Origin of the sequence: Lactobacillus hominis DSM 23910 = CRBIP 24.179 (assembly GCF_000296835.1) — a bacterium.
Classification (GTDB): domain Bacteria; phylum Bacillota; class Bacilli; order Lactobacillales; family Lactobacillaceae; genus Lactobacillus; species Lactobacillus hominis.
This window is the reverse complement of sequence record NZ_CAKE01000002.1, coordinates 1-17873: the sequence shown is the minus strand read 5'-3', so window position 1 is coordinate 17873 and position 17873 is coordinate 1. Positions and strand designations below refer to the sequence as shown.

19 protein-coding genes are annotated in these 17873 nt (G+C 34.7%); 11 read left to right on the top strand and 8 right to left on the bottom strand.

What is annotated here, in order from left to right; translation table 11 throughout:
• Positions 1-23 precede the first annotated feature (23 nt).
• On the bottom strand, positions 24-422 hold the full coding sequence (locus BN55_RS01175; protein WP_008469744.1) for a YslB family protein: 399 nt from the start codon (positions 420-422) through the stop codon (positions 24-26).
• A gap of 99 nt (positions 423-521) precedes the next feature.
• Between BN55_RS01175 and murI the strand changes: the two genes are divergently transcribed.
• Both murI and BN55_RS01165 read left to right on the top strand, forming a co-directional pair.
• On the top strand, positions 522-1310 hold the full coding sequence (murI, locus tag BN55_RS01170) for a glutamate racemase (protein WP_008469743.1): 789 nt from the start codon (positions 522-524) through the stop codon (positions 1308-1310).
• Positions 1311-1327: 17 nt separating this feature from the next.
• Entirely contained in the window at positions 1328-1954 is a 627-nt protein-coding gene (locus BN55_RS01165; RefSeq protein ID WP_008469741.1) for an XTP/dITP diphosphatase, read from the top strand.
• A 54-nt stretch (positions 1955-2008) separates the two neighbouring features.
• Here the strand turns inward: BN55_RS01165 and BN55_RS01160 are convergent, their stop codons facing one another.
• Positions 2009-2851 (bottom strand): mechanosensitive ion channel family protein, encoded by an 843-nt coding sequence (locus BN55_RS01160; RefSeq protein WP_008469739.1) that lies wholly within the window; start codon positions 2849-2851, stop codon positions 2009-2011.
• A 123-nt stretch (positions 2852-2974) separates the two neighbouring features.
• Between BN55_RS01160 and BN55_RS01155 the strand changes: the two genes are divergently transcribed.
• Entirely contained in the window at positions 2975-3406 is a 432-nt protein-coding gene (locus tag BN55_RS01155; protein WP_008469737.1) for a DUF948 domain-containing protein, read from the top strand.
• Between the two features lie 27 nt (positions 3407-3433).
• A complete protein-coding gene (locus BN55_RS01150) occupies positions 3434-3772 on the top strand; it encodes a hypothetical protein (protein ID WP_008469736.1) in 339 nt (112 codons plus the stop codon).
• 49 nt (positions 3773-3821) lie between these two features.
• On the opposite strand, the gene BN55_RS01145 is transcribed toward BN55_RS01150, so the two are convergent.
• On the bottom strand, positions 3822-4928 hold the full coding sequence (locus BN55_RS01145) for a M24 family metallopeptidase (protein WP_008469735.1): 1107 nt from the start codon (positions 4926-4928) through the stop codon (positions 3822-3824).
• A gap of 144 nt (positions 4929-5072) precedes the next feature.
• Between BN55_RS01145 and BN55_RS01140 the strand changes: the two genes are divergently transcribed.
• Positions 5073-6071 carry a substrate-binding domain-containing protein gene (locus tag BN55_RS01140; RefSeq protein ID WP_008469734.1) on the top strand — a complete coding sequence of 333 codons (999 nt, stop codon included), beginning with the start codon at positions 5073-5075 and terminating at the stop codon, positions 6069-6071.
• A gap of 63 nt (positions 6072-6134) precedes the next feature.
• Here the strand turns inward: BN55_RS01140 and BN55_RS01135 are convergent, their stop codons facing one another.
• The 3 genes from BN55_RS01135 to BN55_RS01125 all read right to left on the bottom strand — a co-directional run bounded on the left by BN55_RS01135 (position 6135) and on the right by BN55_RS01125 (position 11753).
• A complete protein-coding gene (locus BN55_RS01135) occupies positions 6135-8873 on the bottom strand; it encodes a transglycosylase domain-containing protein (RefSeq protein WP_008469733.1) in 2739 nt (912 codons plus the stop codon).
• A gap of 85 nt (positions 8874-8958) precedes the next feature.
• The gene (gene pepV, locus BN55_RS01130) at positions 8959-10356 is read right to left on the bottom strand and encodes a dipeptidase PepV (protein ID WP_008469732.1); all 1398 of its coding nucleotides are present in this window, start codon (positions 10354-10356) and stop codon (positions 8959-8961) included.
• Between the two features lie 23 nt (positions 10357-10379).
• Positions 10380-11753 (bottom strand): glycerophosphodiester phosphodiesterase, encoded by a 1374-nt coding sequence (locus BN55_RS01125; RefSeq protein WP_008469731.1) that lies wholly within the window; start codon positions 11751-11753, stop codon positions 10380-10382.
• Between the two features lie 99 nt (positions 11754-11852).
• Here BN55_RS01125 and BN55_RS01120 point away from each other — a divergent pair, with 99 nt between their 5' ends.
• The 5 genes from BN55_RS01120 to BN55_RS01100 are packed head-to-tail and all read left to right on the top strand — an operon-like array spanning position 11853 to position 15484.
• Complete coding sequence (locus BN55_RS01120) at positions 11853-12185, top strand: hypothetical protein (RefSeq protein ID WP_008469730.1); 333 nt, start codon at positions 11853-11855, stop codon at positions 12183-12185.
• Between the two features lie 3 nt (positions 12186-12188).
• Positions 12189-13559, top strand: coding sequence for a bifunctional metallophosphatase/5'-nucleotidase (locus BN55_RS01115; RefSeq protein WP_008469729.1), 1371 nt, complete (start codon positions 12189-12191; stop codon positions 13557-13559).
• A 1-nt stretch (position 13560) separates the two neighbouring features.
• Positions 13561-14109: a YutD family protein gene (locus tag BN55_RS01110; RefSeq protein WP_008469727.1), complete on the top strand. Its 549-nt coding sequence runs from the start codon at positions 13561-13563 to the stop codon at positions 14107-14109.
• The gene (locus tag BN55_RS01105) at positions 14106-14882 is read left to right on the top strand and encodes a TIGR01457 family HAD-type hydrolase (RefSeq protein WP_008469725.1); all 777 of its coding nucleotides are present in this window, start codon (positions 14106-14108) and stop codon (positions 14880-14882) included. The genes BN55_RS01110 and BN55_RS01105 overlap by 4 nt, the downstream gene beginning before the upstream one ends.
• Positions 14879-15484, top strand: coding sequence for a TIGR01906 family membrane protein (locus BN55_RS01100; RefSeq protein WP_008469723.1), 606 nt, complete (start codon positions 14879-14881; stop codon positions 15482-15484). The genes BN55_RS01105 and BN55_RS01100 overlap by 4 nt, the downstream gene beginning before the upstream one ends.
• Positions 15485-15527: 43 nt before the next feature.
• Here the strand turns inward: BN55_RS01100 and BN55_RS01095 are convergent, their stop codons facing one another.
• On the bottom strand, positions 15528-16178 hold the full coding sequence (locus tag BN55_RS01095) for a VTT domain-containing protein (protein ID WP_008469722.1): 651 nt from the start codon (positions 16176-16178) through the stop codon (positions 15528-15530).
• A 20-nt stretch (positions 16179-16198) separates the two neighbouring features.
• Positions 16199-17140 carry an NAD(P)/FAD-dependent oxidoreductase gene (locus BN55_RS01090; protein ID WP_147614505.1) on the bottom strand — a complete coding sequence of 314 codons (942 nt, stop codon included), beginning with the start codon at positions 17138-17140 and terminating at the stop codon, positions 16199-16201.
• Between the two features lie 111 nt (positions 17141-17251).
• Here BN55_RS01090 and BN55_RS01085 point away from each other — a divergent pair, with 111 nt between their 5' ends.
• A complete protein-coding gene (locus BN55_RS01085; RefSeq protein WP_008469720.1) occupies positions 17252-17614 on the top strand; it encodes a CvfD/Ygs/GSP13 family RNA-binding post-transcriptional regulator in 363 nt (120 codons plus the stop codon).
• The last annotated feature ends 259 nt before the right edge of the window (positions 17615-17873 follow it).

The window sequence follows — 17873 nt, the reverse complement described above, 5'->3', positions numbered from 1 at the left end:
ACTTGAGGTCTTTTTTGATAGATTTAATCTGATTGAGCAGTGATTTGTACTGTGTGATTCTTCGGATTGATCGTTGCAGAAGCCTCTGTCGGGGTCTGTGTCTGTCTTTCAATGCATTCAGCTATAATTCCACTTTCAAGTGAAAATTCTTCGCTACCGCTATCTAAACGGTCGCTGACGGTTTGTCCTGAAAGTTCAAATAAGGCAGAATGCTTTTTTTGTTTGAGAATCTTTAAAGTACCGAATTCTGCCATATCAAAAAATTCAGGCAACTCATCAATATCTGATAAGTCATATTGCCGACTGACGTGCTTACCTGCCCAATATAAAATATCTTGGTCGTCAGTCCCAAGAATTTGGGGTAAAATACAATCACGATAAAGTGAATTTAAAAAGTAAAGATGTTCTTGATTGTCTTTCATAATTTCATTTCCTTTTGTCTTCTTTTGTATTTTAACCTAAAATGGGTACAGGAGAAAAGGGATTTATTATCAACATCAATAATTAAAGGAGAAATTTTTATGGATAACCGTCCAATTGGGGTATTAGACTCAGGTTTAGGAGGATTAACAGTTTTAAAAAAAGTTATTGCTAAATTACCTGAAGAGTCCACGGTGTTTATCGGTGATCAAGCTAATATGCCTTATGGTGATCGCTCAAAAGAAGAAATTATTGAATTAACACGCGCCAGCGTAAAATTTTTACTAAAAAAGAATGTTAAAACAATTATCTTTGGCTGCAATACTGCAACGGCTGCTGCGATGCCTACTATTCAAAAAGAAGTCTCGCAACAAATTATCGGTGTCATTCAGTCCGGAGCTTTAGCTGCTTCTAAGCAAACTAAAAATAATAAAGTAGCTGTAATTGGAACAACTGCAACAACTTTGAGTCATGCTTACCGCGATGAAATTCATTTTAGAAATGGAGATATTGAGGTGCAAGAATTTGCGCAGCCGCTTTTAGCGCCACTAGCAGAAGAAGACCCTGATGAAGATACAAAGTTAAAGGTGGTTAGCCAAAGTTTGGCGCCATTAAAAGAAGCTGATTTTGATACTCTAATTTTGGGCTGTACCCATTATCCTTTACTCTTAAATGAAATTCAGGCTTGCATTTCGTCAAATAAGTTTATCTTGGATCCAGCCGATCAAGTTGCACAGTATACTTATAATGTCTTAAAGCGAGATCAAATGCTTGCAAAGGGACCAGCTAAGCATGAATACTATACTACAGGTAATGCAAGAAAGTTTACTGAAATTGCTCGACAATGGATGAATGACCCATCCCTTGTCGCTGAGCATGTACAAGATTAATGAAGAAGGACAAAATTATGGATACTTTGTTGTTTGCAACTAGTAATAAAAATAAGGCTAAGGAAGTACAAGAAGCACTAGCTAAAGCCAATTTTCCTTTGCATGTGATTACTAATCAAGATCTGGATAATCCACCTGAGGTTGTAGAAACTGGCACTACTTTTTTAGCTAATGCTAAGTTAAAGGCGCATAAATTAGCTGAATTTAGTAATTTACCTACTTTAGCAGATGATTCAGGCTTGTCGGTAGATAAGTTAAATGGAGCTCCTGGCGTGTTTTCAGCGCGTTTTAGCGGAGAGGATCATAATGATGCACGAAATAATGCTAAACTTTTAGCTGAATTAGGTGGAGTACCTAAAAACGAACGAAGCGCAACTTTTCATACAACGATGGTTTTATCTTGGCCGGGAAAATTTGAAGATGATTTAATTGCTCAAGGTGAAATCAAAGGTGAAATTTTAACTAGTCCGCAAGGCAAAGGGACCTTTGGCTATGATCCATTATTTTTTGTTCCTGAAAAAGGAAAAACATTTGCTGAAATGACTACTGATGAAAAGAATGCTATTTCTCACCGGGGACAGGCTTTAAGAAAATTATTGCAAGAATTGCCTGATTGGTGGAAGAAAATGGAAAATAGTAAATGATCATAAAAAGACGGAATTGCTTATCTTAGTTTGTGATAAGTAACTTCCGTCTTTTTAGCTAAATTTGATATTATTATTTTTTAAAGCTTCAATATAGTGGCTAAAATAAGCATTGCGCACGTTAGCCTCGCTACCAGGCATAACTTGAAAATGAACTTCATAAGTTAAAGTACTACCATTTTGAGTAGTTACGCCAATTATAGTAGGGCCTTTTTTAATTTGAGTCATGAATTTAGGTTTAAGAATATGATTTGCACTTTCGATAGATTGTTTAACTACTTTTAGATCGCTGGTTGAATTAATTTGCAAAACAATGTCTAATCCAACGCCACCACGTGTTATGTTTTCTACAACGCTAATATTATGATTAGGGATGTAGGTTATTGTACCATCATTACTCTTTAATCTTGTTGTGCGTAAGCCAAGCTGTACGACAGTACCAGTGTAATTGCCGATTTTAACAGTATCACCAACATCGAATTGTGCTTCGCTTAAAAGATTGATGCCATTGACAACGTCGCTTACAAAGCCCTGAGCGCCCATTCCAAGAGCTAGAGAGACAATTCCAGCACTTGCTAGCAAAGTGCCAACAGGAAGCCCTAAAATGCTGAGTGCGCCATATAAATAGAAAAATAAAAGCGTGTATTGGAAAATATTGATTGATAATTCTGAAAGCGTTCGAGTTCTTCCAGAAGCTTTGGTTTGTAAAAGTTTATTATTAATTACGTACTTATTGATTAATCTTTTGCCAATCCGCCAGATTATAAAAAAGATTAATGTAGTAATGATTAGGTGGATGGTTTTTCCAAGTAGATTATGGGCAACGTCGCCCCAGTCAATAAGCGGCGTTGTCGAACTTTTATTGATACTTTTAGATAAAAGTGAAGAAATATTCATATAAAACTCCTTTAGTATTATGATTGTAGTATATCAAAATCTCGAGGAGTATTCATTGCTTGCTACAGCAATTAATGCTAGACTTTTTATTGAGTAGTAAAGTAACTTTATGGAGGAAAGAAAATGACAATTTCTTTTGGCGCATTAGCCGGCTTAATTGCGGCAATTGCATTTTTAATCTTAGTTTTGTTCACATTGCCTTTACTTGTTAAAGCTGCAAAAACTATGAAAAAAGTGGATTCTACTTTAGATAGTGTCAACCAAACAATTGATGATTTAAATGCACAAGCAAATGTTTTAATGAAGCAAACAGAAGATTTAATGGACAAGAGCAATGTTTTATTATCTGATGTCAACAAGAAGATGGACGAATTAGATCCTGTCGTTAAAGCAGCTGCTGATTTAGGAGAGAGCGTTTCTGATATTAACGATTCTTCTAAAAAAATGATCCGTAAGTTTTCTAATTTTGGCATTGGCAGTGCAAGTATTGGCATCTTTTCATCTCTAGCTAGTCGCATGTTTGCCCGTCGCAGACGTCGCAGAGGTCAAGATTAATTTGTTTTAAAAAAGGAGTGTTTAATTATGAGTAAAGTAGGTAGTTTTATTTTAGGTAGCGTTATTGGTTTAGGAGCTGGCTTAGTTGCAGCTTCAATGCTTTTGCCTGATGATGCTCAAGATGAATTAAAGAAAAAAATTGCTGAAAATGACAAACTTCAAGATTTAAAGGAAAAGTATGACAAGGGTACTGAAACTATCAAAACTCAATTGAAGTCATTTCCTAAGAGCGTCGAAGATGATTCAGAATTAAAAGATTTTGATGATATTGTAATCGACGATACCTCTAAAGATTTGGGTGAAGATGACAAGACTGATAAAGATGCAGTTTCTGATTTAAATAATGCAGAAAACGCATCTAACTAAATATAAAAATTAATAGTAAAAAATAAGCAGGCTTTATGCCTGCTTATTTTTAATCTCTAACTGGGATGTATTTTAATTCTTTACCAGTATGAGTGAAAGTTTCAAAGCCATGGTCAGTTACCACGCCACAGTCTTCAATTCTTACGCCACCTAAGCCAGGGATGTAGATACCGGGTTCGATAGAAAAACACATACCTTCTTGAAGAACAACGTCATTACCTTCCATAATTTGGGGAAATTCATGAACATTTAAACCAATTCCGTGTCCTAAACGGTGAATAAAGTATTCGCCATAGCCGGCTTTTTTAATTACGTTTCTAGCAACTGCATCTAATTCGCTAGCAGTAATGCCTGGTTTTGCTGCATCGATTGCAGCTTGTTGAGCTTCGCGGTCAACTTCATAGATTTCTTTTTCTTTAGCACTTGGTTCACCATATGCTACAGTTCTACTTGAATCTGAAGCATAACCGTTGTGCATAGTTCCTAGATCAAATAAAACTAACTCATTAGGTTCAACCTTATTCATTGTTGGACCTAAGTGTGGATTAGCGGCATTTTTACCAGCTTGAACAATAGTTTCAAAACTAGTGTGCATTACACCTTTTTTAAGCTTTAATTGGTAGTCAATTTGACCTGCAACATATCTTTCAGTCACGCCATTTCTTAAAGCATCAAAACCAACAGTAAATGCAAAGTCAGCTTCTTGGCCTGCAGCCTTTAATTGGGCAATTTCGTCTTCAGTCTTAATTAAACGAGATTCAGCAATAAAAGGAGAAAGATCGTTAGTAAAAATAGAGTTAGGAAAAGCAATTTTTAATTTTTCTAATCTATCAACGCTTAAATGACTCTTTTCTACGACAATATTTAATGGATTGTCAACTCGTTTTTTAACTAAGTCTGCGATCATTTGCCAAGGATTTTCGTGGTCTAAATAGCCGTAAACTTCGCCATTCCAAGCAGAATTTTTAGCTTCTTCCACATTTAAGGCAGGCGCAAAAACAAAAGCAGGCGCATCTTTAAATGCTAATAATGCAAAAATTCTTTCATGCGGATCCATGTTATATCCGGTAAAATAATTAATGCTAATTGGATCCGAAACGTATGCAACATCGTTATTAGTATCAATTAGCCATTGTTGTAATTTGTCTAAATTCATATTTTTAAACTCCTTTAAAATATTTAACTTTGTATCGTGAGTATATCATAATTTTAGCTTAATAAGCGTAAATTATGGGTAAACGCTTGCAATGACGGGTTTTTCTTGATAAGTTAGATAAGAAAGAATTGGAGCGTGAGATCAATGCAAAAACAAGAAGTAACAATTTATGATGTAGCACGGGAAGCTAAAGTTTCTATGGCTACTGTTTCTAGAGTAGTGAATGGAAATAATAATGTACGAAAAGAAACGCGAGACCGTGTTTTAGCTGTTATCGATCGTTTGCACTATCAACCAAATGCTGTAGCACAAGGACTAGCCTCAAAAAAGACTACTACTGTAGGCTTAATAGTTCCAGGCTTTACCAACTTACACTTTGCCGAATTATCGCAAGGTATTGATGATATTGCGACGATGTATAAATATAATATTCTTTTATCTAGTGTAGAAAATAAATTACTCGAAGACGATCAAGTTATTCAAAACTTATTGAATAAACAAGTTGATGGTGTAATTTATATGTCTAATCAAATGTCTGAAAAAGCTCGTAATGCTTTGATTAGAACTAATACACCAGTAGTTTTAGCTGGAACTATGGATTCAAATCCTGATTTTGGTAGTGTAGCTATCGATTATGAAGAAGCTGAACGTACTGCTTTAAACATTTTATATCAAGATGGTAAACGCAATTTGGCTTTAGTGCTTAATGATGAAAGAGCATATGTCAATGATGCGCACCGTGTAAAAGCTTATAAAGAATTCATCGCAGAACATAATTTAAATTCGCACATTTATCCTCAAGTTAAGTCTTATGAAGATGGCTATAAAGTCTTTGAACAGATGCATGAAGATAAAATCGATGGTGCAATTGCTACACGTGATATGACTGCTGCAGGAATTTTAAATGCTGCACAAGATGCAGGCGTTAAAATTCCTGAAGAGTTGGAACTTATTTCTGCTGCTTCCACTATGGTTGCTGAAATTGTTAGACCCAAAATGACTACTATTCGTCAACCACTTTACGATATTGGTGCCGTAGCTATGAGAATGTTAACTAAGATGATGAACAATGAAGAAGTAGATGATCTTCATATTACTTTGCCATTAGAAGTAATTGAAGCTAACACTACTTTGAACAAATAGCATTTAATATTTATTGACAGTACAAAAAAGAGAAAGAATTGAAATTCTTTCTCTTTTTTGTTGCTATTGATTTGGTTGAGCATTATTTTCGTTAGGATTGCCACTATCAATATTAGAATTTGCTTCATTTGTATTTGTAGGATTTGCATTGCTGTTTGATCCATTAGCATTATTAGCAGTTTGGTTATTGTTGTTACCGTTATTGGCAGCATTATTATTGCCACCTTGACCTGAACGAGCCTGTTGATCATTTGCTCTAACTTGCCGTTCAGTGTTAGATGACTCACGTGAATTTACGTTAGTTCTGCGGCCATAATATTCTTCGTTATTAGTTGATGTACCGTCGGCTGCACTAAACAAGTCGCTTAGTTTATGTTTTTTTGAAATGGTCTTACCGCTGTAAATTAAGGTATGGCCATAATCATTGCTTTCGCCATTTTCATGATCATAGAATAATTGGTAATCGCTATGCGTTGCGCCGATTCCAAATTCAGCTGATGCTCTTGGAGCAGGACGCAAACTTAAAGCAGTAGTTTCTTTACCAGTAAGATCAATATCTTCGCCGTCGAAATTAACTGTTCCAGGGAGTGTACCCGTCTTAGATAATACCTTGAATTTATGTACTGAAGCAGGGCGTTCAATTGTATTTTCTAGCTTAAACATTGATGGATCTTCATCGTAAAGTGCATTAGCAATCTGCGACCACAGAGCCAGATTAGTTTCACTGGCATTAGATTCAAGGTTATAAGAGTGACCATAGAAATTGTCATAACCCATCCAACTTGAAATTGTAATACCAGGAGTAGAACCATTGAACCAAATATCACGATAATCGTTACTGGTTCCAGTTTTACCAATCAAAGTGGAATCATCAAATTGCAAAGTGCCGTTTAAACTTGATGCGGTACCATTTTTTACGACTTGATGAAGCATCTTTTGCATAATGTAGGAAGTACCTTCAGAAAAGACCTTGTAGCTTCTTTGCTTATGCTTATAAACTATTTGACCAGTTGGAGCTGTTATTTCATCAATATAGTAAGGATCTTGACGTTTTCCATCATTGTAAAAGTTAGAAAAGGCACTAGCATTATCTGCTACAGAAAATCCGTAATCAGTACCACCTAAGGCTAAACCAAGGTTTTTATATTCGCTCTTACTTAAATCAAGACCTAACTTCTTCATGTCTGATCTAAGATTGATGTTACTATGAAGCAACTTGCTGTATAAGTTAACAGCAGGTAAGTTATAAGACTTAGCTAAAGCTTCTTGAGCTGGGAAGAATCTATTTTCAATAGTGGAGTTATAGTCAGTAGGGATGTAGTTGCCAAAGTTCTTTGGAAAGTCCGCTAGGGCAGTTTTGCTTGAAATAATTCCATGTTCAATTGCCGGGCCGTAAACTAAATATGGCTTAATTGAAGAACCTGGCGAACGGTAAGTATCAAAGGCGTGGTTAACTTGAGAATTCTTAAAGTCAACACCACCAGAAAAGGCAAGAATTTTACCAGTAGTGTTATCAATCACTACACTACCATTTTCAACGTGCTCAGTAGTATTAACCCAGCGGTTGGTTGCTTGGTCAAAATCGCGACTTGTCTTATCTTGACCTAAAGTAGCTTGCTTAACAACGCGCTGCATTCTTGTATATAAAGGTTTTCTGATAGTTGAGTGAATTTTGTAACCTTTTTGATGCAATAAATCGCTCGCATTTGAAAGATATTGGTTGTACCGGTTGGTATCTTTCTTAATCTCTTTAACATCTAAACCATCTTGCTCAATTAATTTGGTGGCAATTAACTCAGAGCCCTTATTCATAAGTAAGTTGTAAAGATAAGAATTTTGCTTTTTAGGCGGAGTAACTTTCTTAGGTTCAAGAAAATCAGCCTTTAGATCATATTTTTTAGCATCATTGTATTGTTTTTTGGTGATGTCGCCATTGCGGTACATTCTAAATAAAACAATATCTTTACGTCTCATCCCTAAAGAAATGTCTTTTTTAACTTCTCCTTTAGAATTATATGGCGTATAAATGGAAGGAGACTGCGGAAGTCCTGCAATAAAGGCTACTTGAGCTAAATTAAGTTGTGAGATGCTTTTACCAAAAATACCCTGTGCAGCCGTTTTTATACCGTTAATATTTTCACCGCTATTGTTTTTACCATAAGGTGCGGCATTGAGGTAAGCTCGTAAAATATCTTCTTTAGAGAAGTTTTGTTCTATTTTATGAGCATAAAACATTTCGGTAACTTTTCTTCTCCAGGTAGTCTGGCTAGTTAAAAATTGCATTTTAACTAATTGCTGAGTTAAAGTTGATCCTCCAGTTTGAACACCAATTCCTGTTAATTCAGAAATAACCGCCCGCACTAATGATTTAGGCAAAACACCATGGTGGGTGTAAAAATTTTCATCTTCAGTAGCGGTAACAGCTTTTTTGACTAAAGGAGTTATTTCACTGTCGCTAGCTTTGTCTATTTTGACATCAGAATTAACTTTGGTTAGCTTTACATTATTTGCGTAATATAAAGTGGCAGAGTTTTGTGAATGGTTGATTTGCTGATTTAATTCACTGACAGTTGGCACAGATTGCTGACGTACAATTCCTAAGGCGTAGCCTCCACCAAAACCAACTAATAAAAATAAGACAAAGGCCGCAATTACAATAGCGTAATGAAAGATGCGATGAAGGGTTAAATAAATAACTCCACAATAAAAGGTAAATGGACTTTCATCAGACTTTTCAGCTAAATCGCTGACCTTTGATCCTGAGGTTAAAAAATCGTAGATTTTGTTTTTTAAATTCTTCACTAATAAGATCCCTTTATTCTTTAGCTTTTGTCTTATTATAGCAAAAAAAGGGCGGTAGCAGACCGTCCTTTTAAGATTTAGTAATTTATTTACTTAATTCGTAAATAGCTTCAGCATAGATTGCAATGGAATTAATTAGGTCATCAACTGTCATGTATTCATTTGGTTGGTGCATTACAAGTGGGGCACCTTCAGCTTGGGCACCAAAGGCTACGCCATGTTTAAATAAGCGACCGTAGGTACCACCACCGATGATAACTTCGTGCCCCTTTTTACCAGTTTGTTTTTCGTATACAGAAAGCAAAGTTTTAACGATTGGATCGTCGCCTGGTACGTAGTGAGGCTCTTCAGCGCTGCCTTCAATGCGAGCAACTAAAATGTTGCCGAATTTCGCATTGATTTGGTCAATCATCTTTTCAGGATCCGTGCCTTGAGGATAGCGAACATTGTTTAGAATGTAAGCATTTTGACCTTCAACTTTAAAAATTGCTGGTGAGCTGGTAAGATCGCCCATTAAGTCATCATGGTGAGCTATACCTAATTTTTCACCATGGAAGTCTTTGTGTTCTACAGTGGCGATAAAGTGTAAAAAGTTCTTTACTTGTCCACCGAAGTCAAATGAATCTAAGAAAAGAGCTAAGTAAGTAGCAGCGTTGCGTCCAGTTTCTGGAGCAGAAGCGTGAGCTCCGTGGCCAGTTAAAGTAAGTTGAGCGCGACCGCTGAGCATTTCGAATTTACCTTCAAGATTATGTTCTTTCAAAAAGGCTTCATATTTAGGCTTAATATCTTCAAGATTGTCACCTTCTAATTGAGCAGTTGCTGTTTGAGGGATGACGTTTGCTGCAATACCGGCATTAAATGTCCATAATTTAACGTTGCCTTGGTTAAAGTCATCTTTAAAGTCAAGTTTAAGAGTAACAATACCTTGCTCGCCGTTAATGATTGGGAATTCCGCATCTGGAGAAAAGGCAACATCTGGAGCGGGTTGATGCTTAAGGTAGTAATCAATTCCTACCCAATTGGTTTCTTCATTGGTTCCTAAAACAAAGTCGATCTTCTTTTTAGGTTTAAAGCCATTTTCTTTTAAAATAAGCATTCCGTAATATGCTGCTAAAGATGGACCTTTATCGTCAGCGCTTCCGCGACCATAAATTTTGCCATCTTTAATAGTCATCTTGAATGGGTCAGTTTTCCAGCCATCGCCAGCAGGGACAACATCCATATGTCCAATTACGCCAACACGTTTTTGACCTTCACCGAAGTTGATACGACCAGCATAGTTATCGAAGTTTTCTGTATCAAAGCCATCGCGCTGAGCAAATGAAAGAAACTTCTTCATTGCCTTAACAGGACCTGGTCCTACAGGATATTCCTTACTTGTGTTATTGAGATCTTCAGCTGAATTAATGGCGATTAATTCTCTAAGATCGTTTAAGATGGCATCCTTTTTTTCTGCAGCTAATTTTTTGTAATCTAATTCCATAATTAACTCCTTTATTTATTCTTCTAATTAAATATTACAGCATTTACGCTCTTATAATGCTTCCAAAAGTTTATTTTTTGATTTTTGTTAGCAAAATTAGTATACGGCAAAACGATATTAGTAGCCTTAGAACTTGGTTTAAGAGCTGCGTATTGCTTAAAGGCAATAGAATTTTGGTTAAACAAGCCGTAATACAAAATGTCTTTTGCCTTTACCCATCCGTCACTAGTATAGATCCAACTAGGCTGACTACCACCATTGACACCTAAAATTTGATATTTTTTATTAGCATTTAAATAACCAGTTTTAGTTGCATTATTTTGTGGCTCGCTATAAGTTGCAATGGCAGGGTATTTAGAAATAATTTTCAAGTTCCAATAAGGCATCAACCATTCAGGCTGCAAATCAAAACTAATTAAATCTGCAGGAACGAAAGCCTTATTTCCAATTTGATAGAAAGTTTTACCTTGGGAAATTACTGCATTGGAAACATGGACTTTTTCTAAGAATTTGATATTAGTCTTAGTACTAATTTGTAAATAAGGGTTTTCCATAGCAGTTGTCGGCATTCTACCATAATAGTAGCCATCTTTATCAACAGAATATTTTTTCGTACCGGCTTTTGCTAATTTATATTTATATCCGGTTGCCGGAAAGTTGGTTACGACACCATCAATATCATTATTAATTAGCCAATTCCAAAGTTTAGGCGATTCAGTCATTTCAGCCCAAACAAAAACTTTTTGATGCAAAGCATGAAGCTGTTTAATCAGTAGAGGATTTTGTGTGATTAAGTCGGATGAAATATTGATTCCATTCACATAAGATAGAACTTCAAAGTTAATGCGCTTTAATGATCCAACAATAAAAATGCGGGGGACATCTGGAAGTAATTTGCTCATAGTTTTTAAACTATCAGCTGAAAAACTATGAATCATTACTCTATTTTGCATATTATATTTTTTGATGCTATTTGCTAATAAATACTCCATATTTTTAGGATTATTATGCTTAGTTTTTTTGGTTTCTAATAAAAACTTGGTATTAGGCTTATCTTTATAATATTCAAATAATTGATCTAATGAAATTATTGGTTCTCCATTGGGTTGTCTCAGGCTATGAAGATAGGAAAAATTGTTTTGTGATACAATAACCGATGAGCCGATAACCCGCGCTAAGTCGCGATCATGAGAGACAACTAAGACATTATCTTTTGAAACATGTAAATCTAATTCTACATAATCAGCTCCATCGTTAAAAGCGGAATTATCGCTTTGGATAGTTTCTTCGGGATACTTTGAAGGATTACCACGATGGCCGACAACCAAAAAGCCGGAATTAAAAATAAAAATTAGACTTAAAATAAAGACTAAAAAACCAGATTTATTAATCTTCATGCATCCACCTCTATTTCTTGTTTTAACAATAGCATGCTTGTGCATTTTTTGCTAGAAGATTAAGATTTATTATTATATTTTTAGAATTGAGTTGAAAATATGGCTAGTAAATATCAACAATTAAATTTAATAGAAGAAGTTACTCGTAATGATGGAAGCAAGTATTATGAGATTTCTAATGTTGATCAAAATGGAATTGCTGAATTAGCAGTTGATCGTGGCAAAATCAAAAGAGTTAGAATTTTGCAGTTAAATTTGGCTCGCACCAAAGCATTAGAGACTTACGAACAATATATTAATGAAACTTATGATCTTGAAACTTTATTAAATGAAGATGATTGGAAAAATCCTGATTGGGTAGAGTGGGAAAAGCCTAAAGGTAAAGTCCTTGATGCCTATCAAGCAATTTTAAAAGCAAATAGAATTGGGTAAAAAATGGAAAAAATCAGAATTTTACATACTAACGATTTACACTCGCATTTTGAAACCTTTCCCAAAATAGAGCGTTTTTTAAAAAAAGCACAAAAAGATCAAACTGTTGATGAAGTTTTTACTTTTGATGCTGGAGATTTTATGGATCGTTCCCATCCTTTGTCAGAAGCAACTAAGGGTCAAGCTAATATTGAATTAATGAATCGCTTCAATTATAATGCGATCACAATTGGAAATAATGAAGGAATTTCTAATTCTCATACAGTTTTAGAAGGACTGTTTGATCATGCCAATTTTCCTGTAGTGTTAGCCAATCTTAGAGAAAAAGATAATAGCATGCCTAGATGGTGCACGCCTTATAAGATTTTTATTACTAAGCAAAATACGCGTATTGCCGTAGTTGGCTTGACCGCAGCTTATCCGATGACATACGGTCCAAATGGCTGGAATGTTAAATTAATTGCCAATACAATGGATAATTTATTACCTCAATTAGAGGATAAATATGACATGTTAATTGTTGTAAGTCATATTGGCTTAACAATGGATCGTTTTTTAGCGCAAAATTATCCACAGATTAATCTAATTGTTGGCGGCCATAGCCATGACTTACTAGAAAATGGCGAAAAAGTAAATAAAACATGGATTACTCAAACTGGTAAGTGGGGAAAGTATGTGGGAGATATCCATGTTAATTTAAAAGATCACCATGTTGTCGAAATAAAGCCGACTACCCACCCAACTAGCAAGATGGAAGAACTTAAAGACGATGAAAAATATATTAGCTCCTTAAGACAAAAAGGAATTGATATTTTAACTAAAGAAAAGATAGCAGACCTACCTGCAGAATTTGACAATAATAAAATGCGGGCAATTGAAGCGAGTTTAGATGCAATTACGGATTTTGCTAAAACAGATATCGGAATGCTCAGTACAGGTTTATTTTTAAAGCCATTTAATTCAGGCGTTTTTACTGAGGCTGATCTTCAGCAAGCTTTGCCACATCCGATGCACGTTGTCAGATCCACTTTAAAAGGTGAGGATCTGTGGCGTTTGGTAATGGAAGTTGAAAAAAATAGACATTATTTAAAGAAGTTTCACTTAGTAGGGATGAGTTTTCGTGGCAAGATTTTTGGCGAAATTGTCTATAAAGGAATAACAGTTGACCCTGAATCAAGAACTGTTTATGTAAATAGCAAAGAAATAGAGCCAGAAAAATTCTATACAATTGCAGTGCTGGATCATTATGTCTTAATTCCTTTCTTTCCGACTTTGGCAATTGTGGGACAGAACGAATTTTTATTCCCACAATATTTAAGAACCGTTGTTGGAGATTATTTAGCTAAAAAATATCCACTTAAAGAAAATAGGTAAAATGAAAGATAAACAAAAAGAAAAAAACGAAAAAGAGCAAGTCGTGATCCGACATCCGCTAGCTCATGTAGTATTAGGCGAAAATGTCTTATTAATTGATGGGCGAAAGTATGAAATCTTAGCTAATGTACGAAATGGCCTAGATTTAGAATTGCTACGGCAAAAATATGATCCTTTTCTTAATCAATATGACTATATTGTCGGGGATGTATCTAGCGATCATTTACGCTTAAAGGGTTTTTATGATGAAAATGAACATGTTTCAATAGATAAAAAAGCAACTACGATTAATGATTATTTGGAAGAATATTGTAATCCAGGGAGTGCTTATTTTGTTATCCATTTATTTGGCGATAATCCTGTAAAACGAATCGTTTTAGGGAGAAAGAACAAACGTAAGAGAAGTCGCTTTAACAAAAAACAAAACTTTACTGAAAGAAGAGTGCGCAAAACTAAAATTAAGTCTAACCGCTCTGTTGCAATAAAAAGTCGTCATAAAGGGCATAAAAATAAGAGTTTTGTAATAAAGAAAAGAAAGGACAAAATGTGAAAAAGTATAGTTGCTATTTAATTGACCTTGATGGAACAATTTATCGCGGAAAAGAAACGATTGAATCAGGCGTAGAATTCGTCCATCGCTTAGATGAAACGAAAATTCCATATTTATTTTTGACAAATAATACAACACGCACGCCAGAAATGGTTGTAGCTAAATTGCAAGATCATGGCGTAAAAACCGATGTCAGTCATATCTATACGCCAGTAATGGCGACAGCTTCATATTTGAAAGATAAACATCCTAGAAATACTCCAATTAGAATTTATGTTATTGGGCAAATTGGTGTAAGGAAAGGATTATTTTCAGATCCACGTTTTGTTTTAGATGATCAAAATCCAGAATATGTAATTGTAGGGATGGATACAGATTTAACTTATCATAAAATACGCACAGCTTGTCGCTGCATTCGAAATGGAGCCACTTTTATTGCAACAAATGCTGATAAAGTTTTACCTGCAAACGGTGAACTACTACCAGGAAATGGGTCACAGTGTGCGATGATTGCGACTGCAAGCGGTCAAGAGCCTCTTTTTATTGGTAAACCTGCCAAGCCAATAATTGATTATGCTTTAAAAAAGATAAATAAAACTAAAGCTGAAACGTTGATTGTCGGAGATTATTATCAAACGGATATTTGTGCTGGAATCAATTCTCATATTGATACATTGTTAACTTTAACAGGTGTAACTAAAAAAACTGATTTGCAATCTGTAGATGTTCAACCAACTTATGTGGTAAATAATTTGAATGAGTGGCAATTATGAAGAAAAAACCAATAAGTTCTATTCTGTATAATTTTTTTATGGCGCTTTCCAGTGCGACTGTGGGGGCCTTGATTTTTAGTTGGCCACTTTTAGCCTTATTTGTTAAACTGCAAAAAACTGATCAGATAGTAAAGCAACCATTATCGGTAATTATGCATAACTATAATCAACTGATGTTTTATTTGCTGTGGCCTTTAAAAAATAAACTTCAAATGTCCAATTTTCCAACCTCTGTAAATGCTGCCGAACATTTTTATGAATGCAAATTGATGTTTCAACTAGCGCTCATTGTATTTATTGTCGGCATTATTATTTACTTCTTTTTAAAAGCGCGAAAGAAAACAGCTTACTTAGTTTTGACACCTACAATTGCCTTAATCTTTATGGTAATTCCAGTGGTGATTTTGCCTTTTGCTGTCACTAATTTTGATGGTTTCTTTATGCAATTTCATCATATTTTGTTCAATAATAGCAATTGGCTATTTGATCCAGCTACAGATCCAATAATTAATGTTTTAACTGAAGGATTTTTTGCGGCATGTTTTGCTGTAGCTGGCATAATTTATGAATTATATTTTGCAAAATTTATTTTAAAGCATTAAAAAAAAGAGCTCCATGATATGAAACTCAGATGAGGTTATATCATTAACGAAGCTCTTTTTTTAGTATTATTTTTTTCTTTAACCAGATAATCAGCATTGGAACCACTGAGATGAGGATGATTGCAATTACGATTAATGAGAAATGAGCCTGCACTACTGGGATGTTGCCGAAGAAAAATCCCAATGCTGAAAATAGACTAACCCATAAAAAGCCACCCACAAGGTTGTATTTAATAAAAGTTGGATAATGCATTTTGCTTGCACCAGAAACAAATGGAACAAAGGTTCTAATAAATGGTATAAAGCGACCTAGAACAATTGTGATTCCGCCATGGCGGTCAAAAAAGTTTTGGGCGGCTTTTTTCTTATTTTCATCAATTAATTTATTAAACCAGGAATGTTGAGCTCCTTTTGCTTCAGACCAGCGACCGATTTCATAATTCACTGTATCGCCTGCAATAGCAGCTACAAGAAAAATTAGGTAGCATAGCCAAAATGGAAGATTATATTTTGGCGAAGCAGCCATTGCGCAGCAAGCAAAAATTAAAGAGTCACCTGGCAAAAATGGAAAAACCACTAAACCAGTTTCAATAAAAATAATTGCAAATAGAATTAAATAGGTCCAATTTCCGCATGAATTGACTATAGTTACCAAATGATCATCGATGTGCAAAATAAAATCTATCAGATTCATTTATAAAACCTTTCGTAATTTTAGATACTTGTAGAATGTAAAGTTATCTTTTTTTCAGGGAATAATTTAGCCATAATATTTGAAATAGCAACTTGTGCTTCGCCAAATCCTAAAGCAATCATCGGCACGCGTCCAGGATAGCTGACGCAATCGCCGGCTGCATAGATTCCGGGAATATTCGTAGCCATAGTGGTGTCTACGACAACCCCCTCAGAATCTAAATCTAATTGCCATTTTCTTAATAAATGAGTATCAGATTTATAGCCGTAAGCAACGAAAATATTGTCAATTTCTATATTTTGTGTTTCACTATTTCCTACGCTGCGTAATTGCAACTGTAGTAAATTATCTTGTAGATTGATATCTTGGGGAAGATAAGGCGTTAATATTTTTACATTTTTTAAACTTCGCAATTTTTCTAAAGTACTTTCTAATCCGCGAAATTCATTGCGACGGTGAATTAAACTAACATTGCAGTTAGCGTTAGCTAATTCGAAAGCCCAATCTAATGCACTGTCGCCACCACCTAAAATAGCAACTGTTTTGCCCTTATATTTTTGAGAATCAGTCATGAAGTAATGAACTCTTGGATTATCAAATTTAGAAGGTAATTTTTTGGGATGAAAAGCTCCAAGTCCGCTAGTAAGTAGAATAGTTTTGGCTTGGTAAGTTTCATTTAACAAGAAATAATCTTCTTTTCGTTCAATAGATTGAATTTTAGTATTAGCAACTATTGAATTAGAAATATCGCTTTTTAAATTTTTTATTAATTGTTTGCCTTTTATTGTAGAAAATGCAGGGACATCTTTGATATTTTTGTTAGGAAAAAGCATTTGCACTTGTCCGCCGACAGTGTCTAAAGCTTCAAAAGTAACTACTTTTAAATTATGCAGGTTTCCAAAAGTAGTGGCAAAAAGTCCAACTGGACCTGCGCCAATTATGGCAAGATCGTACATATTTATCTTATTCTCCTTTCAAATACACAAAAAATATTATACAAAATAAATCACTAGTTTAGTATTTAGTAAGAGAAAGCTTTAAAATGATTTAATAGAGAAAAGAAGTGAATGACAATGAAATATAAAATCGGCGATATTTTAGATGGAATTATTAATGGCATTCAGCAATATGGAATTTTCGTAAAGCTAGATGAAGATACGGAAGGATTGATTCATATCTCTGAAATTCAAGCAGGTTTTGTAAGTAATATTGGCGATACTTATAAAGTAGGCGAAAAAATTAGGGTAATGGTTTTAGATATCGATCCTTATTCGAATCAGATCAGTTTATCGCATCGAGCAGTAACTAACCATGTGCTAGAAAATAGAAAGCAACAAGTTCATTTTTGGACTTCATTGAATGTTAAAACTGGCTTTAGGCCTTTAAAGCAGGCGTTGTCGGAGCAACTTGATGAAGCATATAAAAGATATTTTTAAAAAAGTACTTGCATTGAATTGGTGATTCATGTAATATACTTATTGCGCCTGTGAGACAGGTAACTAAGTTTTAAAAAGAATGAAAAAAGTTCTTGCAAAAATAAAAGTTTTAATGTAACATATTTAATTGTGTTTGAGAGAAAGCAACTAAGGACAAACATCGGAATAAAAAAGATGAAAAAATTAGTTGACAAAGCAAACGCAAGATGATATATTTTAAAAGCTGCTTTTGAGAAAGCGGAGCTTGAGAAAAAAATAT